A 23243-nucleotide genomic window follows, 5' to 3' on the forward strand; every position below is an offset into this window, starting at 1 on the left:
CCGTCGCGGCGGTGACGAAAGGGCTCCCTTCGCTCTCGCTGGCCGAAGTCGTCGCCACGAGCGGGCTGATGAGCCGGACGGACCGCAAATACGTCCTGCCGCTCAACGACTTCCTGGCCGTCACCGAGGTTCTGCCGCTGCGCTGCCTGGAGATCGACGGGCAACGCGTGTTCGGCTACTCGTCGACGTATTTCGACACCCCGGATCTCGCGATCTTCCGCGCGCACCGGCAGGATCGGCGGCGCCGGTTCAAGATCCGCACCCGGACCTACACCGACTCGGCCGACACCTACTGCGAACTGAAGGTCAGCGGGAAGCGCGACGAGACGGTCAAGGTGCGCCGCCCGCACCCGGCCGAGGCGGCGCACGGCCTGACCGCGCCCGCGCTGGCGTTCCTCGACGACGCGCTCACCGCCGCCTACGGCCGCCCGGCGCCACGGCCACTGACTCCCGCGCTGGTCACCGACTACCGGCGCACCACCCTCGTCGCCGCCGACGCGCGGATCACCTGCGACACGTCGCTGGTGTGGCGTGCGGGCTCGCGGAGCCTCGCGGCCGGAGGCGATCTGGTGCTGTTGGAGGTGAAGTCGGCTTCCGAGCGCAACAGCGTCACCGAGGCACTGGCGAAACTGCGGATCCGGGAGCAGTCGGTGAGCAAGTACTGCGCGGGCCTGGTGGCGCTGGGGCTGGCCACCGGCGGAAACCGGTGGCGTCCGGCGCTGCGGCGGCTCGGCGTGGCGTAACGATCGCGGCACGGGCGCCGACCCTTGCTTTCGGGTTCCGAACGAGGGAGGACGAATGAGGGTCAGAGAGAAGGCCGCGCTCGCCGTGGCGGGGCTGGCCGTCGCCGCGGCCGGGGGCACCGTGTTCGCCGGGACTTCCGGCGCCGTCGGCCCGTCGCCGTCACCGAGCGTGCAGGCCGCGGAGACGTCGTGCGTGACCGACGGCGCCGGGATGTGCACCGTGCAGCACGCGCTGGGCGCGGTCCCGGCGGTGGTGGTCGTCTCGGCGAACACGCCGGGACAGTTCAACGCGTACATGCTGAACACGGTGCAGGGCTCGTACACGGCGACCACGTTCCAGGTGCGGGCGATGTTCGACCAGACCACGCCGAAGGCGGGCGGGGCGATCTGGTTCAGTTTCGCGGCTTACGGCGGTGCGCCGGTGGGGACTCCGACGCCGACGAAATCGTCTACGCCGACAAGACCGACGACGCCGACCACTTCGCCCGCTCCGACCAGTGAGCCCCCGAGCACTCCTCCGGGTGGTGGCTCCGGCCTCGGCGGCTGACCGTCTAAAAAGGACCAACAGTGGCTACTGCGGCGACCGGTCGTCCAGCTCGTCGACACGGAGACCGGCTCGCCGCAGTACCCGGATGCTCGCCCTCGGTAACGCCACGGCGCCGTCCTGAAACCTGGACGAGACGGCTGTGCCCGGTGCCGGAAACCAGCTGATCGGCCTAGTCGATCGTGGCAGGTGAGCGCTGTGATAACTTGGAGCGAACTGGGACTTCTGTGCGTTCGCAAACCCGCTGATCGGGCTGGGACGGCTCCCGCGGAGGTGTCAGGGCACCGTTGGGGCCGGTAGCTCAGTTGGTTAGAGCAGGGGACTCATAATCCCTTGGCCGTCGGTTCGAGCCCGACCCGGCCCACCATATCGACATCGCTGCCGACCTGCGGGGATGTTGGCCCTTCGGCGGCAATTTCTCCTAGGCGTTGATCGTGGCTGGGCTCCGTTTCCTCCGGTGTGCCGATAGGAGAAGCGCTTTTGCGGAGCCGGGTTGGTGGCGTAGCAGTTTTTCTGCTTCCTCGTCACAACCGCTGCGGCGGGGACTTCGGCAGGTCCGGAGTTCTTTGCTTCTACAGCTGGGCAAGCTGGTGTGTTCGCGGGCCAGCTGGTTCGCCGATTGCACATCGCTCCGGCAACAGCTTGCTGTGCCAGGAAGAGCACGAGCGGCTGCTGTGGCGCTCACTCCCAGCTAGATTCTGTCGGTGTGTTCCAGGAGTGCGGAACCGGCCAGCGGGGAGAAGACAGCGCCAGGCTCATCGACGGAATTGAGGTCTGTCGGTAGCCTTGCGCGAGGGTTCGTGCGAGATGTTGATCGCCACGACTTCGGGCGGTGTCCCTATGTTGGTTGTCAACTGGGAGTGGGTTTCCGGAAGGTTCTGGTGTCCTTGGGCGGATGAGGCGTGTGCGACGAGGATTAGGGTCCGTCGCAGTTCGGCCGGGTCGGGGCAGCATTGCGGCACGCCGCAGCCACCGTGAGAGTCCCAGAGCCGATGTATGGGTTCGTGGACGAACAGTTTCCAAGCTTGAAGTGCTTCGGCGGAGGCTCCGGGCCAAAGCCGGTGGGTTCGAGGCGGGCGATGCCGACTCGTCCTCGTATCGGCCCGCTTGGGCGGTGGGGTGTTGGTAGTGGGTGTGGTTGCGGGCATGGCGTAGAGGACGTCGCAGCGTCGTCGGGCGAGGCAGATCAGGGTGCGATGGGTCAGAATGGAATGAGAATCGCCGTTGATAGGTAACTTCATCACCGCGATGCCGAATTCATGCACTAGGGGGTGAGATGATTTCATTTGAATTCCTGCCTCGTATCGACGACCCATCCTGGGATGCCGATGGCCTGTCGGGGCTTTCGGTTCGCGAACTAACGGGCAATGACCTGACTTTTTACTACTTCAGCTCCGACGTAGTTATCGGTGATGGGTGCAACGAGGTTCACTTGAGGACGCCCGGCCTCCCTGTTGTGGACTTCATTCTGATGCTTGTTCAGTTGCGCCGCGAAGTCGTATCGTCTGGTGAATCAGTTGTGGAGACTTCGCAAACTCAGGATTCAATATCGGCTTTGAAGGTGGGTGACGTGGTGGAGCTGTCTTATAGCTTTTCTAGTGTGGTTTCAACGGTCTCTATCTTCGAATTGAGGGAGGCCCCAATCAGGGCTCTGGATTCTGCCTGCGAGGTTCTGTTTTCCGCTCACGACAACTTGAGGTCAAATGCGTATCTAATCGAACTTGCTGACCTCGTCCGATCGGGCTGATTAGATTTCGCGCCTTCCGGAAGAGCTGAAAACGGGAGCCCTGCCGAGTTGTGCTCGGCGGGAAGGGTAACTGGGTTCGTGACCACCAGCAGCCCGCAGGCCGTGCCGAGGGGGCGCGGCACACTGCCTGTCCTCAGTGTGTGACCCCCATGAGGCAACAATGCGGGACCGTACGGCAATTGGGGGCTGATCGCTATGCCTTCTGAGAAAACTGAACTCGAAAACCTGGACATCGAGGTCTAAGGAGGGGGGTTAATTGCGTTCTTTCAGCATGGTTTGCTCGTATTCGAGGACGTGTCCAGTAAGGCAGGCCATGATGCCTGGGATGCCGCCAATGAATCCTTTCATCTCGAGGATGACTCGCTTTATGTGGCAGTGCAGGCTGATGTCGATGGCCCGGTGCGCGTGGATGTTTACCATGGCGATGCTCCCGAATTCGCTTCTTCTGGGCTGGTTTCGAAGTTTGCAGGTGTGCTGAATGTTCCATCAATGGAAGTCAAGGCTCACGACTCTGACGACGTTGTATGTCTGCGCGTGCAGCTAACCGGAAAATCTCGACGAGTCGAAGTATTCATCAATGACGGAGATTGGGTTGATCGAGTGCTCCTCGTCCTGCGCGAACCCGCCATCCCCGAGCATGACCGCCGTGGACAAGACGTCTAGCGCGGCCGTCGCGCTTGCCGGTCTACACCGCACTGGCGTTGACCTGCGAAAAACGGAAAAATTTAGTATTCGACGACACTGGTTGGCTTGCCGGATCTGCGGTCTCAAGGTCCTTTGGCCGTCGGTTCGAGCCCCGAAACCTGAACGCGCATCGCTTGAACGACAAGGGACGTGGGCCGTAACCGCCGCTGAGCTCCCGAAGTGGTCGGCGCCGCGGGGTCGAAAAAGGTACCCAACGCATTTTCGCGCCAGAGCCGGGTCTAGGTGTCCCTTATGGACGATCGGCTGGCGCCCGAAGGCCCGCCTTGACGGTCGACGGGAAGACCACGCGCCGCCGGGCAGGACCGTCCGATGAGGACGGTCCCACCCAAGAGGTCAGAACGGCCAGTCGGCGCTCCGGCCGGCTTCGAGGAGCGGAATCATCCGGAAGGCCTGGTCGGTCAGGCCGCCGAAGGTGTGCCGGTTTCCGTGGCCGGACCTCGAATGGCCGTGCCGGTAGCCCGCGAGGTTCCACGTGTACAGCGCCGTGTCCTTCGGCACCGCCTGGTCGACGTTGCCCGCCGAGTGCTGCTCGTCGGTCAGGATCACGACCCGGTCGTGCTCCGGACGCAGGTGGCGCTGGACCGCGCCGACGGTGTCGGTGCCGGCGCCGATGAAGTAGCCGCCGTTCTTCCATCGGTCGAGCGCACGCAGCAGCGACTCACCGCCGCGCACGTCGAAGGCCTTCGAACCGGTGCCGCCGTAGTAGCCGTTCGAGAACGACACGACATCCGCCGTCTCGCAGCGGGCGCCGAGAGCGATCCCGAAGATCGCGGCCGCGTCCCAGCGCATCAGCGTGCCGTCCTTGCTGAAACCGGCGTTCATCGAACCCGAGGTGTCGACGAGGATCAGTGTCCGCCCGCCGAGGCGGGGCACGTTCGACAGCGACTCCGAGATCGCCTTTTCCAGCGCGTACGACCAGCGAAGCGACGGCGCCGCGCGATACGCCGAGAGGAACCTCATCGGGAACTGCCGTGACTTCGCCACCTGCTCCGGATCGGCCAGACGCGTCGCGACCCGTTCGGCGACCTCGTCGGACACGCCCGCCTGGTCGAAGTTCCGGAGGTTCCGCAGGAGCGCCATGTAGCCCATGGACGGGATCACGGCCTCCCAAGCGCGCGCGTCCACGGGGCCCTGGAGCCAGCCGGCCAGGGACTCCCACGTCATGCCCGCCTGCCGGAGAACCGACCGCGCGGTGTCGAGTTCGGGGCCGCGGAACAGATCGCGTCGCTTCTCCTCGTCCCACGCCATGAGCTCCGCTCGGGCGCCGAGGACCGGCAATTCGGCGGGGACCTCCCTGCCGGGGTTGAACCGGACGTCGACGATGTGCTTGAAGAGAGCGTCCTGCGCCGCGTCCTTCGGGTCCGGGTGGGCCAGGCCGAGGACGTCGGCGAACCGGAAGGCGCGCGCGTCGGAATCCCACTTGAGAAAGGACTTTTCGTGGAAGAGCCGGACGGCGGCGTCGGCGACACCACGCTTGACCGGCTTCGGGATCTTCCTGCCGTACACCGAGGTCCAGTACGCGAGCAGCTCGCCGGGCTCGTCGGCGCGCTGGAGCACGGAACCGACGACGGCGCGGTTCGCGGTGGTGGCGGCGTACGACCGGTCTTCCGTCGCGGCGGTGAGCCGGGCGCGGACGTATTCGGCGGCGCCGACGATCGCGGCGGTGCGCATGTTCGCTTCCGTGCGGAGCCAGCGCAGGAACCGCGCCGTCCACTCGGGATCGGCGAGCGCGGCCTTCCGGACGAGGGCGGCATAACGCGTGTCGCGCTCGTCGCCCGTCTCGTAGAAGGTGTTCTCGCCGACCATGTCGGTGACGGCGAGCAGGAACAGCTCGGACCTGGTGTCCCGCCGGTAGCCGTCCCCGCCTTCGTGGGTGAGGCCGCTCCGAACACCGGTGATCGGTGAGCCCGTCGCCGGGCGGGTGCCCGCGGTGTTGAACTTCGACACCTCGACCCTCGTTTCGTTCGAGGGGAGCTTCGACTCCGGATGTGGCCCGAGAAAAAGTCGGCGACGGTGCTTGTCCAATGCTCTACCGATTGAGCTACCGGCAGGATGCCTGCCGGGCGGGGCTCGAACCCGCGACCCTTGGAATACGGTGAAGTATCCGTCTCCTGCGCACCGGGCACAGCTGAAGTTGTGGGCTCCCGAGAAATAGTCGGTGACGGTGACGAAAGTGACCTTGGCCGCTGGTCGACGCGGGCCGGAGCCCGCGGCGGGATTCGAACCCGCGTCTCTCCTGTGAAAGAGGAAGTAACCGTTACCTGCGCACCGGGAGTGCTCGCCCAAGCTAACAGAGCGCTCGCTTCCACGTCGCCGGAATTACCGGTCCTCTCGTTGTGCGTCAGATGACGCAGACGGCGTGCGTGCCGCCGTGTCACTGTCCTCGAGCCGGCGGGATCAGCAGCCGGGGAGAGGGGAACGGACATGTGCGCTGCCCACAAGACATCGGTTGCCGCGGGAATCGTCCTGGCCACCGCGGTGCTGGCCGGTTGTGCGCCGGATCCGGCACCGTCCGCCCGGCAGCCGGCGCCGTCGCCGTCCGCCGTGGAGCCGGCCGCGGCGGTGGCCTGGATGAACGGTTTCTGCGGCGCGGTCAAGGATTTCGTCGAGGGCAACAACACGATGCCGTCGGCGAGCGGGGAAACCGTAGAGGCCATCAAGAAGAGCACCAGCGCGCAACTCGGGCACTACGCGGGGATCCTGGCCAAGACGGTCGACGGTCTCAGTGCGCTGCCCGCCGCGCCGGTTCCCGCCGGAGACGCAGCGAAGCGCGAGTTCCTCACGAAGTACACCTCGGCACGGGACAAGACCGTGAAAGCGAAGGCGGATCTGGACGCGGCGGGGAAGGACGACACCGCCGCGCAAGGCCGTGCGGTCGACGGGCTCATGGCCGCCCAGAAGGACACGCACGGCGTGCTCGACCCGGTCGCGGCCATCCTGGGGGCTCCCGAGCTGAAGACGGCCGCGGCGACCGCGGAACGCTGCCGCCCGTGAGCCCGTCCTAGCCGAGGCCGCCCAGCCGGGCGGCCTCGTGCTCGACGGCGGGCGGTGCGGTGGCGATCACCTGGTCGAGGGTGCCGCGGGCGGTGGTCAGTTCGGCGATCGCGGCACTGAGCCTGGCGCGTTCCCGATGGAGGTCCAGCAACAGCTCCGGGCAGTCGGCGATGAGCTGACCGCCCGCGGAACCCATACAGGGCAGCAGATCGGCGATCGTGGTGGTGGACAGTCCCGCGGCGAGGAGGTTGCGGATGTGCTCCACGGTGGTGACGTCGTCTTCGGCGTACACGCGATAGCCGCTCGGGAGACGCTCCGGCCGCAGCAGCCCTTGTTCCTCGTAGTAACGCAGAAGACGCTGGCTGACACCGGTCCTGCGTTCCAGTTCGCTGATGCGCACGGCCCCTCCGCAACTCGCCCTTGACTCTCACATCTATGTGAGACTTTAGCGTCACGGTATGTCCGACCGACAACTCGAAATCTCCGCGGGGCCACGGGAATGGCTCGGCCTCGCCGTGCTCGTCCTGCCGACCGCGTTGCTGTCCATGGACGCCACGGTGCTCTACTTGGCGCTTCCCAGTCTTTCCGCCGAGCTGGCCCCGAGCCCGGGCCAGCTGCTGTGGATCTCCGACGCCTACGGCTTCCTGGTCGCCGGTTTCCTCGTCACCATGGGCACGCTGGGCGACCGCATCGGCAGGCGGCGGCTCCTGCTGATCGGCGCGGCGGCCTTCCTGGTCGTTTCGGTACTGGCGGCCTACGCGCCGTCGGCCGAACTGCTCATCGTCGCCCGCGGGCTGCTCGGCATCGCCGGTGCCACACTCATGCCGTCCACCCTCGCCCTGATCGGGAGCATGTTCGTCGATCCTCGACAGCGCGGGGTCGCGATCGGACTGTGGTCCGCCGGCCTGTCCGGCGGCGTGGCGCTCGGTCCGGTGGCGGGCGGGCTGCTGCTCGAGTGGTTCTGGTGGGGTTCGGTGTTCCTGCTCGCCGTCCCGGTGATGATCCTGCTGCTGATCACCGGCCCGTTCCTGCTGCCGGAGCACCGCGACCCCGAGCCCGGCAAGCTGGACCTCGCGAGCGTGGGCCTGTCCCTGGCGACCGTGCTGCCGATCGTCTACGGCATCAAGCATCTCGCGGAGGGCGGGTCAGTGGTGGCGGGCGGGACCGCGCTGCTGCTCGGCGGTGGCGCCGGAATCGTGTTCCTGCGGCGGCAGCGGCGGTTGCGCGTGCCTTTGGTCGACCTCAGGCTGTTCGCGGAGCGCCCGTTCCGGAACGCGCTCCTCGTCCTCCTCGCCGCGCTCACCTGCGTCGCCGGAATCTACCTGTTCGCCGCGCTTTATCTCCAGCAGGAAGCGGATCTGTCTCCGATCGTGGCCGGGATGTGGCTGGTGCCTTCCGCGGTCGCGATGGTGCTCACGTCGGTCGCTGCTCCGGCACTGGCTCGCCGGATCCCGGTCCACCGCCTGTTCGCGTCGTCCTTGGTGGTGTCGGCGCTCGGTTTCGGCGTGCTGGCCCTGACCCCGGCCGAAGAGGGGATCACGCCGCTGGTCGCCGGTCTCGTGCTGATCTACCTCGGCCTGGGCCCGGTGATGGCGCTGAGCACGGAGATCGTGGTCGGCGCGGCACCACCGGGCCGGGCCGGTGCGGCGTCGGCGTTGTCGGAGACCAGCGTGGAGTTCGGGCTGGCGCTCGGGGTCGCGGTCCTCGGCAGCGTCGGCACCTTCGTCCAGCGGGGCCACGGTTTCACCGCCGGACTCGCCGTGGTCGCCGCGATCGGTGTGGTGGTGCTGTGCGGACTCGCCGTACTCGCCGGCAGGCGGCCGGACGCGTGACGATCAGGTATCCGTGAGGATTTTCCGCAAACGCGTCAAAGCCCGGTGCTGCGCCACCCGCACGGCCCCGGGCGTCGAGCCGACCACACCGGCGGTCTCCTCGGCGGACAGGCCGACGACGATCCGCAACACGACGATCTCCCGCTGTCTGTCCGGCAGGATCCGCAGCAGTTCGCCCATGCGGTCGCTCAATTCGTTGTGCAGCGCGTGCTGTTCCGGGCCGGCGGATTCCGAGATCCCGTCGGGGACTTCGGCGACGGGTTCGGTGCGGTTGCGGGCGGCGGCGCGCCGGGCGTCGGCGACCTTGTGGTGGGCGATGCCGTAGACGAAGGCGAGGAACGGACGCCCCCGTTCGCGGTAGGTCGGCAGCGCGCGGAGGATCGCCACGCAGACCTCCTGCGCGACGTCGTCCGCCGAGGCGTAGGTCCGTTCCTGCCTGCCGATCCGCGCCCGGCAGTACCGGATCACGAGCGGGCGGATGGTGGTCAGCAGCTGGTTCAGCGCCCGCCGGTCACCTCGTCCGGCGGCCGCGACGGGTTCGTCGAGGGTGTACCAGCGCGACGGCGTCACCTGTTCGGGTTCCGACTCCGCCGGAGTGCCCGGCGCCACCAGCGCGAGTTCCCTGATCATCGCGCGGTTCTTGATCCGGGACAGGGTGTCGTCGACGTCGAGGCCCGTCCTCAGCGCGTCGATGAAGGCGCTGTTGGCGCTGTCCAGGTGGTCGACGAAGGCGGGGTCGTGCTCCGCCAGACGACCACGCGCGTGGCGGAGGGTCGCGCCGACCGCCTCGTCCGCGATGCCGAGCACCCCGGCGATCTCCCGCGACGAGTAGCCGTCCAGCGCCCACGCCATGCCGAGTTGCTGGCGTTTCGGCAGCCTGCCCAGCATCGTCAGGACGGACGACGCCTCGTCGGCGAGGGCGCTGAGTTTGTCCTCCCGGCCGGCGTCGTCGAAGACCCAGTCGTCCCGGGACGCTGTCCGTTCCTTCGCCCGCCGGTGCCCGACTCGGCGGACCCAGGCCTTCGGTTGAGCGATGCCCTGCCAGCCCTCGTAGGCGTTCAGCATCGCCTCCGCGGCCGCGTCCCGCGCGGGGTCCAGCGCGAAGCCCGCCTTGCACAAGAAGCCGGTGAGCAGCGGAAATTCGGCGTGGAAGAACTCGTCGAACCCGTCGTGGCCCATCACCCGCACTCACCGCTCTCCGCTGCCTGACGCGAATGCCCTCACAGGGACAGGTGCAGTGAGCGGGCCGCTGAGTGTAACGATTCGGTCAAGGTGATGTTTGCGTGGCGTACGGGGCCGGATACCCGGAAGTCGTTTGACGAGGAAGAGAAAATCGGAAAAAAGGAGGTGATAGGAAAATGGAAACGAGGATGGCGGGTGACCTGAGCGAGGCCGCTTGCCGCGGTGAGGATCCCGAACTGTTCTTCCCGGTCACCGAAACCGGCCCCGGCGCACGGCAGGCTGCCAGGGCGAAGGCCGTCTGCGCCCGGTGCCCGGTCACATCGGCCTGCCTGGCTTACGCCGTGGAAAACGGGTTGGCCCATGGCGTCTTCGGCGGGCTGACCGGTAGCGAGCGACGCCACGTGATTCGCGTCGGCAGTGCCGCCTGAAAGCATTCGATCATGTTGCCGAATTTCCGCCGTGGTCTTCGTGCGCGCGAAAAAAGAGGGGCCCGGTTCCGTGAACCGGGCCCCTCTGTCATGGCCGTCAGGCGGCGGCGGTCTCCTCGGCCAGCCGCTCGTTGCCCGACTGGGTCTTGAGCGGCTTGTGCTTGAGGAAGGCGACGGCGACGACGACCAGCAGCGCGATCGGCGCGCTGATCAGGAACAGTTCGCTGGTCGCCTCCCCGTACGCCTCGCGGACGACGTTCGCGACCGGTTCGGGCAGCGTGGCGATATTCGGCACCGCGCCGCCTTCGCCGCCGGGCAGCGGTCCGAGCTTCTCGCTCATCAGCGCGAGGACCCGGTTCGCGAGCACCGCGCCGAGCGCGCTCACCCCGATGGAACCGCCGAGGCTGCGGAAGAACGACAGCGTGGACGTCGCCGTGCCGAGGTCGTGCGCGTCGACGTCGTTCTGGGAAACCAGGACCAGGTTCTGCATCAGCATGCCGACGCCCACGCCCAGCAGCACCATGTACGCGCCGAGGACGACGAGGTTCGTCTTCGCGTCGATGGTGCCCAGCAGGCCGAGGCCCGCGGTCATCAGCGCCGCGCCGAGCAGCAGGTGGCTCTTCCACTTGCCGGTCCGGCTGATCAGCTGGCCGGAGACCGTGGAGGACACGAGGATGCCGAAGATCATCGGCAGGCTCAGCAGCCCGGCCACCGTCGGCGACTTGCCGAGCGAGAGCTGGAAGTACTGCGACAGGAACACCGTGCCGCCGAACATCGCGACACCGACGAGGAAGCTCGCCAGGGTGGTGAGGGCGACCGTGTGGTTGCGGAACAGGCCCAGCGGCAGGATCGGTTCGGCCACCTTCGACTCGACGTAGACGGCGAGGGCGAGGACGATCACGCCGGCGCTCACCAGGCCTGCCGTCCACCAGGAGCCCCAGGCGAACTGGTGCCCGGCCAGCGACGACCAGACCAGCAGCGTCGAGACACCGGCCATGATCAGGAACGCGCCGAGATAGTCGACCTTCACGTCACGTTTGATCGTCGGCAGGTTCAAGGTGCGCTGCAGCAGCAGGATCGCCGCGACCGCGAACGGGACGCCGAGGAAGAAGCACCAGCGCCAGCCGAGCCACGAGGTGTCCACCATGACGCCGCCGATCAGCGGGCCCGCGATGGTCCCGACGGCGAACACGGCACCGAAGATGCCGGAGTACTTACCGAGCTCCCGCGGGGAGACGATGGCGGCCATGATCACCTGCGCGAGCGCGGTGAGCCCGCCGGCGCCGATGCCCTGCGCGACCCGGCTGGCGATCAGGAGCTCGATGTTGCCCGCGAACCCGGCGACCAGCGAACCGATCACGAACAGGCCGAGCGAGAGCTGGATCAGCAGTTTCTTGTTGTACAGATCGGAAAGCTTGCCCCAGAGCGGAACCGTCGCGGTCATCGCGAGCAGTTCGGTGGTGACCACCCAGGTGTAGGAGGCCTGCGAGCCGCCGAGTTCGGAGACGATCCGCGGCAACGCGTTCGCGACCACCGTAGAGGCGAGGATGGCGACGAACATGCCCATCATCAGCCCCGACATCGCTTCGAGGACCTGTCTGCGGTCCATCGAGCCCGCCGGGGCCTCCGGTTCCCGTGGTTCGGTCATGGATACGGACATGGGCGTCCCCCTTCGTGTTCTGTGGTGCCGGGCGCGTCAGCGCGCACGGCCGCCGGGCTCCGGGAGCCCGGCGAGAAGCGTTTCGACGGCGTCGTCCAGCAGATCGAGCGCGGAGACCCGGCCGTCGTGCTGGTACCAGAGCATGAGCACGGCGTTCACCGCGCCGCCGAGCGTGGACAGCAGCAGCGCCGGGTACAGCTCGGCCTTGGGATCCACGCCGGTACGGCGCGCGATCGCCTCGATCAGCGGCGCGATGGTGTCGTGGTTCATGGCCACCGCGCGCGAATGGAGGGTGGCGTTCTCCTGAATGGCCTTCATCCGGCCGATCCACTCTTCGCGGTTCTCGTCGACCTGGGCGAAGTCTTCCTTCAACGCGTCGACGAAAGCACGTGGAGTGCTGACTTCCTTCGGCGTGGCAAGGAACTTGTCGATGGTGCGCTGGGTCCGCTCGGCGTTGTCGGCGTGCGCGATGACGACAGCGTCCTCTTTGGACGCGAAGTAGTTGAAGAAGGTGCGCGGTGAAACCCCCGCCGCCGCGCTGATGTCCTCGACCGTCACCTGGTCCAGGCCGCGTTCGGCGACGAGCCGGACGGCGGTGGTCGCCAGCGCGCGGTGGGTTTCCAGCCGCTTGCGCTCGCGGAGACCTTTGACGGGTTCGGGCATGAGCACCACGATACGCTTAAAGATGCAGATACTGCAAAATTGCAGTCTGTGAAGCGTGCCACTGGCGAACGGCGCCGGGCCGCCTGGCAGACTGCGGCGGGTGAGCGGAACGGTGCTGGTACTGGGCGGACGCAGCGAGATCGGCCTCGCGGTCGCGGAACGGCTCGCCAAGGGCGGGGCGCGCCGGATCGTGCTGGCCGCACGACGGAGCGCGGACCTCGGCGCGGAATCCCGGCGGCTGCTGGCCGCGGGGGCGGAAACCGTCGAAGCCGTCGAGTTCGACGCCGACGACCTCGCCGGGCACGGCCCCTTGCTGGAGAAGGTCGCCTCGGACCACGGGCCGCTCGACGTCGTCGTCACCGCTTTCGGAATCCTCGGCGACCAGGCGCGCGCCGAAGCGGACGCCGCCCACGCCGTCGCGATCGTCCACACGGACTATGTGGCTCATGTGAGTGTGCTGACGCATGTGGCCAATGTGCTTCGTGAGCAAGGAAACGGAAGCCTGGTGGTCTTCTCGTCGGTCGCCGGGGTACGGGTCCGGCGGGCGAACTACGTCTACGGATCGGCGAAAGCGGGTCTCGACGGTTTCGCGAGCGGCCTGGCCGATGCCCTGCACGGCACCGGCGTGCACCTCCTGCTCGTCCGGCCCGGGTTCGTGATCGGGCGGATGACCGAGGGAATGTCGCCCGCGCCGTTCTCCAGTACCCCGGATCAGGTCGCCGACGCGACGGTCGCCGCGCTCCGGAAGGGCCGGGGAACCGTGTGGGTGCCGGGACTTCTGAGGCTGGTGTTCTCGGTGATGCGCGTGGTGCCACGGGCGATCTGGCGACGGATGCCCCGGTAGGGGAGCGCTGCGCGGTCGGTCCGGTACTCGGTGTCGCGGCCGGTTGTCTGCTTGATCACTCCGGCTGCTCCGAACGGGCTTTAAGACCCGGTTATGACACGTTTCTCAGGTAATTCCCAGCTAACGCGGTGATCCTCGAATGCGGGGGATCATTCACGGAAGCGGGGAGAAGTCGTGCTGCTCACGTCGCGAGGACGGCGGATCGGCGGCCGCGTCGCACTGGGCCTGGTGTCGACGGCCGTCCTGGGTGTCACGGGTTTCGCCTGGACCCAGCTGAGCCGTTTGGACCAAGCGATCGTCACTGCCGACGTCATCGCGCCCTCCGCCCAGATGCCCGAAGGCCCGGCGGGGGAACCGCTGAAGGTGGCGCAGAACATCCTGCTCGTCGGAATCGACTCCCGCACCGACACGAACGGGAACCCGTTGCCGCAGAACGTCCTCGACGCGTTGCACGCCGGCGACAGCGACGACGGCGGTGACACCACCGACACGATGATCATCGTCCACATCCCGGCGGGCGGAGCCGGCGCGACGGCCATCTCGATCCCGCGCGATTCCTATGTGGACATCGCGGGCGGGCTCGGCAAGCACAAGATCAATTCGGCGTACAGCCGCGGCAAGAACGCCGCGATGAACTCACTGCGCGCGCAGGGCCTGTCCGGTCCGCAGCTCGAGGTCAAGGCCAACGAGGCGGGCGCCAAACTCACGATCCAGACGATCGAGCGGTTCACCGGTCTGTCGATCAACCACTACGCGGCGGTCAACCTCGCCGGGTTCTCCGCGCTGAGCGAAGCCGTCGGCGGGGTCGAGGTCTGCCTCAACGAACCGGTGCAGGACAAGTTCTCCGGGGCGTCGTTCCCGGCGGGCAAGCAGCTGCTCTCCGGCCCGCAGGCGCTCGCTTTCGTGCGGCAGCGGCACGGGCTGCCCAGCGACCTCGACCGCATCGCCCGGCAGCAGGCGTTCCTTTCGAGCATGGCCAAGACCGTCCTGGACGCCGGGACGTTCACCGACCCCACCCGGCTGGGCGCCCTGGTCGGCGCGATCCAGGGTTCGGTCGTGCTCGACCGCGGCTGGGACGTGCTCAGCTTCGCGCAACAGTTGCGGGGGATGAGTTCCGGGGCGCTGAAGTTCCAGACGATCCCGGTCCAGAGTCTCTCCCTGCCGACGCCGTCGGACGGCGACGCGGTGAAGGTGGACCCTGCCGAGGTGCAGGCGTTCGTGAAGGCCGCGCTGAACGCGACGAGCGTCGCCGCGGTGGGGGAGCCGACCGGCGGGATCGGGATCAAACCGGTCGCGGCCACGTCTTCTGTCGCCGCGCCGCCTTCGTCTTCTGTTGCTTCCACGCCGTCCGCGATGGCGGGTTGCGTGAACTGAGCGGTCGGGCCCGTCGGGGTTCTGTGGTGGGGGAGATGCCGCGGCGGCGCACGCGATGCAGTTCATCGGGGATGCCGGTCGTGCGCCCGGTGACGACGCGAAGTGCCGGAAGGTGTGCTGGCGCCGAGTATCCGCCGGACGAGCGTTTAGTTGCGCCTTCGGGCCGACGCAGCGTGGGGCACGGGCGGACGTTGTACGAGCGGGTTACGGCCTGAGGTGAGCGTTTGGTTGCGCCTTCGGAGCGACGCCGGATTCCGGCCAGGGCGCGAGCGCTGGTCCTTCGGTCGTGGTCGGACCGCTGGTGGTGCACTGTGTGGATTTCGGGACGTTGGATGTCCCGAAATCCACACAGTCGTGCGTGATCGGTCCGGTCACGCACGACTGTGTGGGCATGCCGAGGGGCCCGTCACCGGTGTGGCCGACGGGCTCCTCGCAGGTTCAGCGGTGGTGCAGGGTGTTGCGCCGGGGTTGTCGAAGCGGATCCCGGTATTGAGGTGGGATGAACTCCGGTAACCCATCGGCGGCCATCCGTACTGCCCAGTCACCGTGATGAATCAACCGGTGATGGAATCCGCACAGCAGCACCAGATTCCGAAGATCCGTGGGCCCGCCGTCTGCCCAATGGACGATGTGATGGGCGTGGCAATTCTTCGGTTTCCGATGGCAGCCCGGGAAGGCGCAGCCGCCGTCGCGGATGTTCAACGCGCGTCTTTGGCCTGGGGTGACGAACCGTCGCAGCCGTCCCATGTCCAGGGGTTCTCCGGCGGCGCTCATGACGACGGGGAGCATGAGGCAGTCGCAGGCGGCGAGCCGGGCTTCGCGGGCGGTCATCGTCCCCACGAAATCCAGATACGCCGTCCCGAGACCCGACTTCAACTCATCGAGCCCGATGGTCACGTGCACCAAGGTGCGGTAGCCGCTGGTTCCCGGTTGGTCCGGGCAGGCGATCGCCAAGTCGAGGAGATCGACCCAGGCGTCTCCCAGGCGTTCGCACTTCATCCGCAGATCGGCTTGCCCGAACTCGTCCACCGGCCGCGGCTGAGCGTGCGCCTCCAGTGCGGCGGCGGTGCGAGCCCCGGTCTCATCGTCCAAAAGACCGGTCAGCTTCCAGAACCCGTCCTTACGGCGCTCCAACGTGATTTCCCGGCGCGGTTCCTTCGGTTCGGGATCTTTCGGTTCTTTGCCGTCGGGGTCGAGCCAGCCCAGCAGGTTCGCCTCGGCGTCCGCCAACTGCTGCGGACCGGCCTCCCGGGCAAGGTTCGCGAGGATCTTCTCCGCGGTGGCGCGGTCTTCGGTGGAGGTGTCGGCGGGAAGCCGCTTCAAGATCTCCAGGATCTGATCGATCCGCTCATCCCCGACCAACCCCTGAGCGGCGACCACAGCCGTCGCGGGAGCGACCGGCGGAACCTCGGTGCCATCCAAAGCCCGCGTCGGGTTCAAGGCGAGGGCACGGTTCACCACCGCACGCGCCTCACCCACCGATAGCCCCGCCATATCCGCGAACCACTTATCCGTACGACCATACCCATACAAGTCTTTGGGGCCCCGATTCTCGATCTCCGCCAAAAACTGCCCCAAACCGGCAGTCGCCATCCGAATCACCCGCAAAGACTGCTGCACACCATGCGCAAGCTCCACCTTGCCGGCACGCCACAACTCCTGCGGCAACTCGGGGAGAAAGGTCTCGGACACCTCTCCAGAATACCGCAAACAATAGAACAAATGTTCGTAATTTTAAGCGACAACGAAAAGAGCGAACCAACACTGAAGGGTGATTCGGTCGCGAAACGACGATTACTCTCAAGCACCCAGCCGACTAATTGCGGTCTTCGGGGAACCCGCGCCGTCTCAGGAGGATCGAGTCCAAGAGCAGGGAGACGAACACACCAGTCACCCGGGAACACCCAAGATTCTTTTGAACCGCGCCGCGCCGCCGTCCGTGTCCCTGCCGTCAGGGTGCTCACGGAGACGGGGACGGTGTGATGAAGCGCTGGACGATTCTGATGAGTCTCGCCCTCTGTCTCGCCGGTTGTGCCGCGACCGTGGGCGGAGTGGCGCAACCGGTGGATCCCACCCGGATCGCCGGGCTTGAGATCACCGACGGCCCCAGCGGTCTCAAACCCGGCGTGCTCGACGCCGGTCTCCCGGTCGACGGTGGGGACGGCGGTGAGATCGACAGGCTCGCGGCCAACGCCGTCGCCGACGTCCAGCGGTATTGGCGCGAGCATCTGCCCGCGACCTTCAAGCGCGAGTTTCGGCCATTGGCCACTCTCGTCTCCTACGATTCGGCGGGCCGTGGCCGCGTGCTCTGCGGCGCTTCGACGGCCGGGCTGGTGAACGCCTTCTACTGCTCGGGGCAGGACGTCGTCGCCTGGGATCGCGGGGAGTTGCTGCCGTCGCTCAACGATTCCCTCGGCCCGGCGGCGGTCATGGCCGTACTCGCCCACGAGATCGGCCACGCCGTCCAGTTCCGGCTGGGTCTGCCCGCTTCGAGTCCGTCGATCGTCAAGGAGCAGCAGGCCGACTGCTACACCGGGGCGTACTTCCGCTGGGTGGCCGAGGGCCGGTCGCCGATGTTCCAGGTGTCCACCGGCCGCGGGCTCAACGAGGTGCTCACGGCGTTGTTCCAGATCCGGGACTCCGCGGGCGTGGCTTTCGACGACGACGGCGCGCACGGCAACGCGTTCGACCGGGTGTCCGCGTTCCAGTTCGGCTTCACCGACGGGCCCGCCCGGTGCGCGAAGATCGACGAGCGCGAAATCGAAGGCCGGAGCACCCAAGCCGGATCCGGTTCGTCCACGGAGAACGTCCGGCTCGACGATCGTCGGGCACTCGCCGACCTCACCACCAGCCTGCGGCGGGCCTTCCGCCTCGCGGCCACCCCGCCGACGCTCACCACCGGAGCCGCCTGCGGTGTGACTGCGGAGGACGCGCTCGCGTCGTACTGCTCGGAGTCCAACCAGATCAACCTCGACCTCGACGGCCTGGTCCGCATCGGCACCCCGCCGCGCCGGGGACGACAGGGCGGCATCGGTGATTTCGCCGCGTTCGCCGAGGTCGCGTCGCGCTACACGCTCGCGGTCCAGCAGGAGGGCGGATTCCGGCTCGACGGACCGGTGGCCGCGCAGCGCACCGCGTGCCTCACCGGCTTTTGGGCGTCGACCCTCGTGGACGGCGGGGCCCTCGCGTTGTCACCGGGAGACCTCGACGAGGCGATCGCGGAGATGCTGACGCGGAACAGCCTGATCGCGGCGGACGTCCGGGGCCGGACACTCCCGGCCGGCTTCGCCAGGGTCGCCGCCTTCCGCGACGGTTTCGCCTCCGGCACCCAGGACACCTGCGGCAAGAAGTACCGCGCGTGAAGGCCCCCTTCCCTCGGCTCAGCCGAGGGAAGGGGGCCTTCACGCGCGAAACGAGGCTTACACGAAGGCGCTCTGGCCGGTGATGGCCTTCCCGACGATCAGCGTGTTCATCTCCCGCGTGCCTTCGAACGAGTAGATCGCCTCGGCGTCGGTGAAGAACCGCATGATGTCGTTGTCCAGCACGATCCCGTTGCCACCGAAGATCTCGCGGCCCCAGGCGACGACCTCCCGCATCCGCGAGGTCACGAAGGCCTTCGCCAGCGACGAGTGTTCGTCCTTGAAGATCCCGGCGTCCTGCAGCCTTGCCAGCTGCACCAGCATGCCCCACGACGCGGTGATGTTGCCGAGGCTCTTCACCAGCAGATCCTGCACCAGCTGGAACCGCGCGATCGGACGGCCGAACTGTTCGCGTTCCTTGGCGTAGTCCAGCGCGAGTTCGTAGGCGCCGATCATCACGCCCAGCGCCTGCCAGGCCACGCCGCCGCGGGTCGCGCGCAGGATCTCGGCGACGTCGCGGAACGAATCGATGCCCTGCAACCGGTTGGCTTCCGGCACCCGCACGTCGGTCAGCGTGATCTCCGCGTTCTCCACGATCCGGAACGCGAACTTGTTCTCGATCTTGACCGGCACGAACCCCGGCGAGTCCTTCTCGACCACGAAACCCTTGACGTGGTTGTCCTCCTCGTCGCGGGCCCACACGATGACCAGGTCCGCGAAGGTCGCGTTGCCGATCCACTTCTTGGCACCGTTGAGGATCCAGGTGTCGCCCTCGCGCCGCGCCGTCGTCCGCATGCCGCCCGCGACGTCGGAACCGCCGAGCGGCTCGGTCATCGCGAAGGCACCGATCTTGTCCATCGCCGCCATCGACGGGAGCCAGCGATCGCGCTGCTCCTGGTCGCCACCCGAGTAGATGCTGTACATCGCGAGTCCGTTGTGGACACCGAAGAACGTCGCCACGGACGGGTCCGTGCGGGTCATCTCCATCGCCATCATGCCGCTGAGCAGGTGGCTGGTGGCCGGAAGGTGCTCGCCGTAACCCTCGTAGGGCAGCCCGGCGAGGCCGAGTTCGCGGAACTTGCCGACGAGTTCGTGCGGGAACTCGCCCTTGGCCCAGTACTCGTTGACCAGCGGCTTGACCTCGGTGCGCATGAAGTCACGGGTCTTGAGCAGCAGCTTGCGCTCTTCCTCGGGCAGCAGGTCCTCGTAGGCGTAGAAGTCTGCGGTCATTTCAGTTCTCCTCCCTGGCACTGTCCAAAGCGGACAGCACGGCGAGCTGCTTGCGGTCGCGCGTCTCGGCGAGTTCCGAGTACGTGGAGGAGCCGTAAGCGGATTCGACGGCTTCGATGAGCCGTTCCTGTTCTTCGGGGTTCTGCGAAGGCGTGCCGAGGCCGGCCCACATCTGCTTCATCGATTTGCCGATGTGCTCGGCCATGTGCCGGTAGCCGCCGGGGCCGCCGCCCAGATGCGAGCCGAGGAACGGCCCGACCGTCGACCAGCGGATGCCGAGCGAATTCGTCATCACCGCGTCCACTTCGGATGGTGACACGACACCCTGTTCCACCAGGTAGATCGCCTCGCGGCTCAGCGCGTTCTGCAGCCGGTTGCCGACGAAGCCGGGGATCTCCTTGCGTTCCACCACCGGCGTGCGGCCGGCGAACCGGTAGAACTCGACGGCGCGGTCCACCGACTCGGCGCTGGTGCGTTCACTGGGCACGACCTCGACCAGCGGGATCAGATGCGGCGGGTTGAACGGGTGCCCGATGAGCACCCGCGACGCGTCGTCCAGTTCCGAGGCGAACGCGGACGAAGGGATCGCCGAAGACGAGCTGAGCAGCAGCGCGTGCGACGGCGCCTCGCGGACCAGGGTCGCGAACAGGTCCTTCTTGAACTCGACGTTCTCGGGTCCGTTCTCCTGCACGACATCCGCGTCACGGACGGCTTCGGACACGTCCGCGGCGAGGTGGACGCGAGGAGCGAGGTCCGCGACGGTCCGGCCGAGATGCGGAGCGAACGTCTCCAGCGCGCCGGCGACGGCGTCGGCGAGATCGGGCCGCGGGTCCGAGACCCGGACCTCCATGTCGTGTGCGGCGAACAACGCCGTCCACGAGAGGCCGATGGTGCCTGCGCCGATCACCGCGGCGTTCCGGAAGGTCATGACCGAGCTCCCTTCAAGTAGTCGTAGACCGGCTTGACCGGGGCGAGTGTCAGGTCGGTGAGGATGTGGCTCGCCGAAACGACCTCCAGCACCGGGAGATCGGCGAGCGGGGCCAGCACGTGCTGGAACAGTTGCAATCGGGCCGGTCCGGTCCACGCTTCCTTGACCACCACGTCGGTGATCTCGGTGCGGACCAGCTCGAAGACCCGGGGCGACCCGTCGTAGTCCGGGATGATCTTGAGCATGAACGTCGGCACGGTGATCTGCGCTTCGGCGTCGGTCACGTCCAGCCGGTGGTGCTTGTAGCCCATTGTCGCGGTCGCGACGCGCTGGCTGCCGTGGTCGAGCGTCCCGACGAGCGCGCCGTTCTCGGCGAACAACCGCGGCGAGCCGATGGTCTTCGGGTAGGCGCTGATCTCGCGGCCGGACGCGGTGGCCGGGAAGTTGTCGAGGTACATCGCGTGCAGGTACTCGCCGCGCTCACCCTCGAAACTCACCGGGATCGCCTGTCCGGACTCGGTGTAGGGCCCGTAACCGCTGACGTCGCCCATCTTCATCACCTCGAACCGCACCAGCGGCTCGTCGATCTCCAGCGGCTCCGGCACGACCGCGCGCAGGGCGCCGGCGTCGGTGCGGTAGACGATGTTCAGGTACTCGCGGTTCGTGAACCGGGGCACCACCGGCGCGTAGGCCGGGTTCGTGAGCGGCGTGGTCACCTGCCGGAGAACGTCTTGCTGTTTCATCTCACTCACCTGTCCACTGTGGAGCGCGACGCTCGGCGAAGGCCCGCATGCCCTCGCGGACGTCGGCCGAGTTCATCAGCGCCGGAAGCTCCGAACGCTGGGTGGCAAACGCTTGCGCGTCGGGAACGCCGTCCGCCGCGCGGACGATCTTCTTGACCAGGGCCAGCGCCAGGGGAGCGTTGGCGGCGATCTGTTCGGCCAGTTGCAGCGCGACCGCGGCGGCCTCCCCGCTCGGGACGACCCGGTTCACCAGACCGAGGGTTCCGGCGCGTTCGGCGCCGATCGGCTCGCCGGTGAACAGGAACTCCATCGCCAGGTGGTGCGGGATCCGCTTCGGCAGCCGGATCACGCCACCGCCGGCGGCGATCAGGCCGCGTTTGACCTCGGGCAGCCCGAACTTCGCGTCTTCGGCGGCGACGATCAGGTCGCAGCCCAGCGCCAGCTCGAATCCGCCGCCCATCGCCCAGCCTTCGACGGCCGCGATCAGCGGCTTCGACAGTTCGGCCTCGGTCAGGCCGCCGAACCCGCGGCCGGGGATCTCGGGCGACTCGCCCTTCAACGCCGCCTTGAGGTCCATTCCGGCGCTGAACGAGCCGTCCGCGCCGGTCAGGACTCCGGCCCGCAGCGCGGGGTCGGACTCCAGCAGGTCGAGTGCTTCGGCCAGGCCCGCCGCGACGGCGGCGTTCACCGCGTTGCGGGCCGATGGCCGGTCGATCGTGATCAGCAGCGTGCCGCCGACCCGTTCCGTACGTACTTCGGTGCTCATGGTTTCTTCCTCAGCGAGTGGTGGCGAGTTCGCGCAGGACCTCTTCGGTGTCCTGACCCGGGAGGGGAGCCAGCCGCCGGACGGAACCGGGGGTCCGAGAGAACTTCACCGGGATGCCGATGGTGCGGATCGAGCCCTCGCTCGGGTGCTCGACGACGTCGAGCAGGTGACCCTCGCGGACGTACTCGTCGTCCTGCGCCTTGTCGAGTTCGAGGACGGGGGCCATCGGGATGCTGTGCTTCGCGCAGACCTCGGTCCACTCCTCGGTGGTCAGCGCCGGGGCGCATTCGGCGATCATCGCGGCCAGCGCCTCGTGGTCGGCGCCGTCGATCGCGTCGCCGTTGACCCGCGGGTCCTCGGCCAGTTCCGGCCGCCCGGCGGCGTGGAAGAAGTCGCGGAAGTTCCGCGGGTTGTACGGGATCACGCAGGCCATCCCGTCCTTGGTGTGCACCGCCTGGTGGCCCGGGTTCAGCGACGGGCCGAAGCCGGTCGGGCCCTCCGCGGGCTCGAAGACGTGCCCAGCGAGGTGTTCGACGAGGTTGAACGCGATCAGCGTGTCCGTCATCGGGATCTCGACCCGCTGGCCCTCACCGGTCCGGTCGCGGTGCACCAGCGCGGCGAGCACGGTGTAGGCGATGGTCAGTGAGGAGACCTTGTCGCCGATGATCGTCGGCAGGTAGACCGGTTTGCCCAGCGCGCGGTTCGCGACGTCGACGAGCCCGGACGACGCCTGCACGGTCTCGTCGTAGGCGGCGTGCCCGGCGCGGTCGGAGTCGCCCCGGAAACCCTGCGCGTGGGCGTAGACCAGGCCGGGGTTGCGCGCGGCGAGGTCGGCGTAGTCCATGCCGAGCCTGCTCAGCGCTCCGGGGCGCATGTTGGTGATCAGTACGTCCGCGGTGTCGATCAGCTCGAGCGCCTGATCGCGTTCCTCTTCGTCCTTGAGGTTGAGGGCGACGCTGCGCTTGTTGCGGTTCACGTTCAGGTTGAGCGGAGTCATCCCCGGCGTCGTGCGGAACTTGCCCACCCGCACGGTGTCGGCGGGGGACTCGATCTTGATCACGTCGGCGCCGAGGTCGCCGAGGATCTGCGCGGCGTACGGGCCCATGACCACCGTCGAGAGGTCGATCACGCGAACGCCGTCCAGTGGTCCGGTGGCGGTCTGAGTCATTTTGCTTCCCTTCGCCGTTGTTCGCTCTACAACCGAAGTTAGGAGTGAATCGAGGGAAAGGGAATGATCAAGAAACGAAGAATGGTATGACCGCGGTGGTCATACCATTCTTGGGGTGGGATCGTGGTCGCGAGTGTGCGGTTATTCGGAGTGGGCGCCGTGTCGTTGTGTCGTGGCTGCCCGAGTGCCGGCCCCGGATGTTGCGAAAGCCACTTTCGCGACATCGGAGAACCCCGTGCAGTGCGTCTGGCCGTCGCTGGAAGCGTTGGGGAATCCACAATAGCCACCATGAAACGTTGGGAAGAGGCGTTGCCCACACCCGCGGACCCGCGG

The 23243-nt window shown here is 67.5% G+C and carries 21 protein-coding genes, 3 tRNA genes and 1 pseudogene; 11 read left to right on the forward strand and 14 right to left on the reverse strand.

Annotated features, from left to right (window positions below; translation table 11 throughout):
* The first annotated feature begins 11 nt into the window (after positions 1–11).
* The 5 genes from ACZ3HL_RS03025 (at position 12) to ACZ3HL_RS03045 (ending at position 3697) form a co-directional block, all read left to right on the forward strand.
* Positions 12–743, forward strand: coding sequence for a polyphosphate polymerase domain-containing protein (locus ACZ3HL_RS03025; RefSeq protein WP_465528448.1), 732 nt, complete (start codon positions 12–14; stop codon positions 741–743).
* Positions 744–798: 55 nt separating this feature from the next.
* A complete protein-coding gene (locus ACZ3HL_RS03030) occupies positions 799–1290 on the forward strand; it encodes a hypothetical protein (RefSeq protein ID WP_465528450.1) in 492 nt (163 codons plus the stop codon).
* Between the two features lie 287 nt (positions 1291–1577).
* Positions 1578–1654 (forward strand) — tRNA-Ile (locus tag ACZ3HL_RS03035).
* A 909-nt stretch (positions 1655–2563) separates the two neighbouring features.
* On the forward strand, positions 2564–3034 hold the full coding sequence (locus ACZ3HL_RS03040) for a hypothetical protein (RefSeq protein WP_465528452.1): 471 nt from the start codon (positions 2564–2566) through the stop codon (positions 3032–3034).
* Positions 3035–3328: 294 nt separating this feature from the next.
* Positions 3329–3697: a hypothetical protein gene (locus ACZ3HL_RS03045; RefSeq protein WP_465528454.1), complete on the forward strand. Its 369-nt coding sequence runs from the start codon at positions 3329–3331 to the stop codon at positions 3695–3697.
* A gap of 375 nt (positions 3698–4072) precedes the next feature.
* Here the strand turns inward: ACZ3HL_RS03045 and ACZ3HL_RS03050 are convergent, their stop codons facing one another.
* The 3 genes from ACZ3HL_RS03050 to ACZ3HL_RS03060 form a co-directional block, all read right to left on the reverse strand.
* Positions 4073–5686 (reverse strand): TROVE domain-containing protein, encoded by a 1614-nt coding sequence (locus ACZ3HL_RS03050; protein ID WP_465528456.1) that lies wholly within the window; start codon positions 5684–5686, stop codon positions 4073–4075.
* A 106-nt stretch (positions 5687–5792) separates the two neighbouring features.
* Positions 5793–5940: transfer RNA gene (locus ACZ3HL_RS03055), tRNA-OTHER, on the reverse strand.
* A 6-nt stretch (positions 5941–5946) separates the two neighbouring features.
* Positions 5947–6009: transfer RNA gene (locus tag ACZ3HL_RS03060), tRNA-OTHER, on the reverse strand.
* A 154-nt stretch (positions 6010–6163) separates the two neighbouring features.
* Between ACZ3HL_RS03060 and ACZ3HL_RS03065 the strand changes: the two genes are divergently transcribed.
* Entirely contained in the window at positions 6164–6733 is a 570-nt protein-coding gene (locus ACZ3HL_RS03065) for a hypothetical protein (protein WP_465528458.1), read from the forward strand.
* Between the two features lie 7 nt (positions 6734–6740).
* Here the strand turns inward: ACZ3HL_RS03065 and ACZ3HL_RS03070 are convergent, their stop codons facing one another.
* Positions 6741–7133, reverse strand: a complete 393-nt coding sequence (locus ACZ3HL_RS03070; protein WP_465416063.1) for a MerR family transcriptional regulator — start codon at positions 7131–7133, stop codon at positions 6741–6743.
* Positions 7134–7191: 58 nt separating this feature from the next.
* On the opposite strand from ACZ3HL_RS03070, the gene ACZ3HL_RS03075 reads away from it, so the two are divergent.
* Positions 7192–8565 carry an MFS transporter gene (locus ACZ3HL_RS03075; RefSeq protein WP_465528460.1) on the forward strand — a complete coding sequence of 458 codons (1374 nt, stop codon included), beginning with the start codon at positions 7192–7194 and terminating at the stop codon, positions 8563–8565.
* A 3-nt stretch (positions 8566–8568) separates the two neighbouring features.
* On the opposite strand, the gene ACZ3HL_RS03080 is transcribed toward ACZ3HL_RS03075, so the two are convergent.
* Together ACZ3HL_RS03080 and ACZ3HL_RS03085 are read right to left on the reverse strand one after the other, a co-directional pair.
* Complete coding sequence (locus tag ACZ3HL_RS03080; RefSeq protein WP_465529093.1) at positions 8569–9195, reverse strand: sigma-70 family RNA polymerase sigma factor; 627 nt, start codon at positions 9193–9195, stop codon at positions 8569–8571.
* A 129-nt stretch (positions 9196–9324) separates the two neighbouring features.
* Positions 9325–9744: pseudogene (locus tag ACZ3HL_RS03085) on the reverse strand (RNA polymerase sigma factor); the annotation flags it as partial.
* A 179-nt stretch (positions 9745–9923) separates the two neighbouring features.
* Between ACZ3HL_RS03085 and ACZ3HL_RS03090 the strand changes: the two are divergent.
* Complete coding sequence (locus ACZ3HL_RS03090; protein ID WP_465416059.1) at positions 9924–10175, forward strand: WhiB family transcriptional regulator; 252 nt, start codon at positions 9924–9926, stop codon at positions 10173–10175.
* A gap of 97 nt (positions 10176–10272) precedes the next feature.
* Here ACZ3HL_RS03090 and ACZ3HL_RS03095 read toward each other — a convergent pair whose 3' ends face one another.
* Both ACZ3HL_RS03095 and ACZ3HL_RS03100 read right to left on the reverse strand, forming a co-directional pair.
* On the reverse strand, positions 10273–11784 hold the full coding sequence (locus ACZ3HL_RS03095; protein ID WP_465416692.1) for an MDR family MFS transporter: 1512 nt from the start codon (positions 11782–11784) through the stop codon (positions 10273–10275).
* Between the two features lie 87 nt (positions 11785–11871).
* A complete protein-coding gene (locus ACZ3HL_RS03100) occupies positions 11872–12498 on the reverse strand; it encodes a TetR/AcrR family transcriptional regulator (protein WP_465528462.1) in 627 nt (208 codons plus the stop codon).
* 100 nt (positions 12499–12598) lie between these two features.
* On the opposite strand from ACZ3HL_RS03100, the gene ACZ3HL_RS03105 reads away from it, so the two are divergent.
* Positions 12599–13342 carry an SDR family NAD(P)-dependent oxidoreductase gene (locus tag ACZ3HL_RS03105; RefSeq protein WP_465528464.1) on the forward strand — a complete coding sequence of 248 codons (744 nt, stop codon included), beginning with the start codon at positions 12599–12601 and terminating at the stop codon, positions 13340–13342.
* A gap of 174 nt (positions 13343–13516) precedes the next feature.
* Positions 13517–14716, forward strand: a complete 1200-nt coding sequence (locus tag ACZ3HL_RS03110) for an LCP family protein (RefSeq protein ID WP_465416052.1) — start codon at positions 13517–13519, stop codon at positions 14714–14716.
* A gap of 438 nt (positions 14717–15154) precedes the next feature.
* Here the strand turns inward: ACZ3HL_RS03110 and ACZ3HL_RS03115 are convergent, their stop codons facing one another.
* Complete coding sequence (locus ACZ3HL_RS03115; RefSeq protein WP_465528466.1) at positions 15155–16408, reverse strand: HNH endonuclease signature motif containing protein; 1254 nt, start codon at positions 16406–16408, stop codon at positions 15155–15157.
* Between the two features lie 311 nt (positions 16409–16719).
* On the opposite strand from ACZ3HL_RS03115, the gene ACZ3HL_RS03120 reads away from it, so the two are divergent.
* Positions 16720–18078 carry a neutral zinc metallopeptidase gene (locus ACZ3HL_RS03120; protein ID WP_465528468.1) on the forward strand — a complete coding sequence of 453 codons (1359 nt, stop codon included), beginning with the start codon at positions 16720–16722 and terminating at the stop codon, positions 18076–18078.
* Positions 18079–18135: 57 nt separating this feature from the next.
* On the opposite strand, the gene ACZ3HL_RS03125 is transcribed toward ACZ3HL_RS03120, so the two are convergent.
* Genes ACZ3HL_RS03125 through ACZ3HL_RS03145 form a run of 5 tightly spaced genes read right to left on the reverse strand, consistent with a single transcriptional unit; the run spans position 18136 to position 22910 of the window.
* Positions 18136–19305 carry an acyl-CoA dehydrogenase family protein gene (locus ACZ3HL_RS03125; protein WP_465416046.1) on the reverse strand — a complete coding sequence of 390 codons (1170 nt, stop codon included), beginning with the start codon at positions 19303–19305 and terminating at the stop codon, positions 18136–18138.
* 1 nt (position 19306) lies between these two features.
* Entirely contained in the window at positions 19307–20233 is a 927-nt protein-coding gene (locus ACZ3HL_RS03130) for a 3-hydroxyacyl-CoA dehydrogenase NAD-binding domain-containing protein (RefSeq protein ID WP_465528470.1), read from the reverse strand.
* Positions 20230–20976 (reverse strand): acetoacetate decarboxylase, encoded by a 747-nt coding sequence (locus tag ACZ3HL_RS03135; RefSeq protein WP_465528472.1) that lies wholly within the window; start codon positions 20974–20976, stop codon positions 20230–20232. The genes ACZ3HL_RS03130 and ACZ3HL_RS03135 overlap by 4 nt, the downstream gene beginning before the upstream one ends.
* Before the next feature lies 1 nt (position 20977).
* Positions 20978–21742 carry a crotonase/enoyl-CoA hydratase family protein gene (locus tag ACZ3HL_RS03140; RefSeq protein ID WP_465416040.1) on the reverse strand — a complete coding sequence of 255 codons (765 nt, stop codon included), beginning with the start codon at positions 21740–21742 and terminating at the stop codon, positions 20978–20980.
* Positions 21743–21752: 10 nt separating this feature from the next.
* Positions 21753–22910, reverse strand: a complete 1158-nt coding sequence (locus ACZ3HL_RS03145) for a CaiB/BaiF CoA transferase family protein (RefSeq protein WP_465416038.1) — start codon at positions 22908–22910, stop codon at positions 21753–21755.
* Positions 22911–23243 lie beyond the last annotated feature (333 nt).

Source organism: Amycolatopsis sp. NPDC000009 (assembly GCF_055563465.1).

What these genes read in the sequence shown, in the direction of transcription:
- ACZ3HL_RS03030 (WP_465528450.1), top strand. Translation starts at nt 799, where the DNA reads ATGAGGGTCAGAGAGAAGGCCGCGCTCGCCGTGGCGGGGCTGGCCGTC.
- ACZ3HL_RS03040 (WP_465528452.1), top strand. Translation starts at nt 2,564, where the DNA reads ATGATTTCATTTGAATTCCTGCCTCGTATCGACGACCCATCCTGGGAT.
- ACZ3HL_RS03065 (WP_465528458.1), top strand. Translation starts at nt 6,164, where the DNA reads ATGTGCGCTGCCCACAAGACATCGGTTGCCGCGGGAATCGTCCTGGCC.
- ACZ3HL_RS03075 (WP_465528460.1), top strand. Translation starts at nt 7,192, where the DNA reads ATGTCCGACCGACAACTCGAAATCTCCGCGGGGCCACGGGAATGGCTC.
- ACZ3HL_RS03080 (WP_465529093.1), bottom strand. Translation starts at nt 9,195, where the DNA reads ATGATCAGGGAACTCGCGCTGGTGGCGCCGGGCACTCCGGCGGAGTCG.
- ACZ3HL_RS03090 (WP_465416059.1), top strand. Translation starts at nt 9,924, where the DNA reads ATGGAAACGAGGATGGCGGGTGACCTGAGCGAGGCCGCTTGCCGCGGT.
- ACZ3HL_RS03095 (WP_465416692.1), bottom strand. Translation starts at nt 11,784, where the DNA reads ATGGACCGCAGACAGGTCCTCGAAGCGATGTCGGGGCTGATGATGGGC.
- ACZ3HL_RS03100 (WP_465528462.1), bottom strand. Translation starts at nt 12,498, where the DNA reads ATGCCCGAACCCGTCAAAGGTCTCCGCGAGCGCAAGCGGCTGGAAACC.
- ACZ3HL_RS03120 (WP_465528468.1), top strand. Translation starts at nt 16,720, where the DNA reads ATGAGTCTCGCCCTCTGTCTCGCCGGTTGTGCCGCGACCGTGGGCGGA.
- ACZ3HL_RS03125 (WP_465416046.1), bottom strand. Translation starts at nt 19,305, where the DNA reads ATGACCGCAGACTTCTACGCCTACGAGGACCTGCTGCCCGAGGAAGAG.
- ACZ3HL_RS03130 (WP_465528470.1), bottom strand. Translation starts at nt 20,233, where the DNA reads ATGACCTTCCGGAACGCCGCGGTGATCGGCGCAGGCACCATCGGCCTC.
- ACZ3HL_RS03135 (WP_465528472.1), bottom strand. Translation starts at nt 20,976, where the DNA reads ATGAAACAGCAAGACGTTCTCCGGCAGGTGACCACGCCGCTCACGAAC.
- ACZ3HL_RS03140 (WP_465416040.1), bottom strand. Translation starts at nt 21,742, where the DNA reads ATGAGCACCGAAGTACGTACGGAACGGGTCGGCGGCACGCTGCTGATC.
- ACZ3HL_RS03145 (WP_465416038.1), bottom strand. Translation starts at nt 22,910, where the DNA reads ATGACTCAGACCGCCACCGGACCACTGGACGGCGTTCGCGTGATCGAC.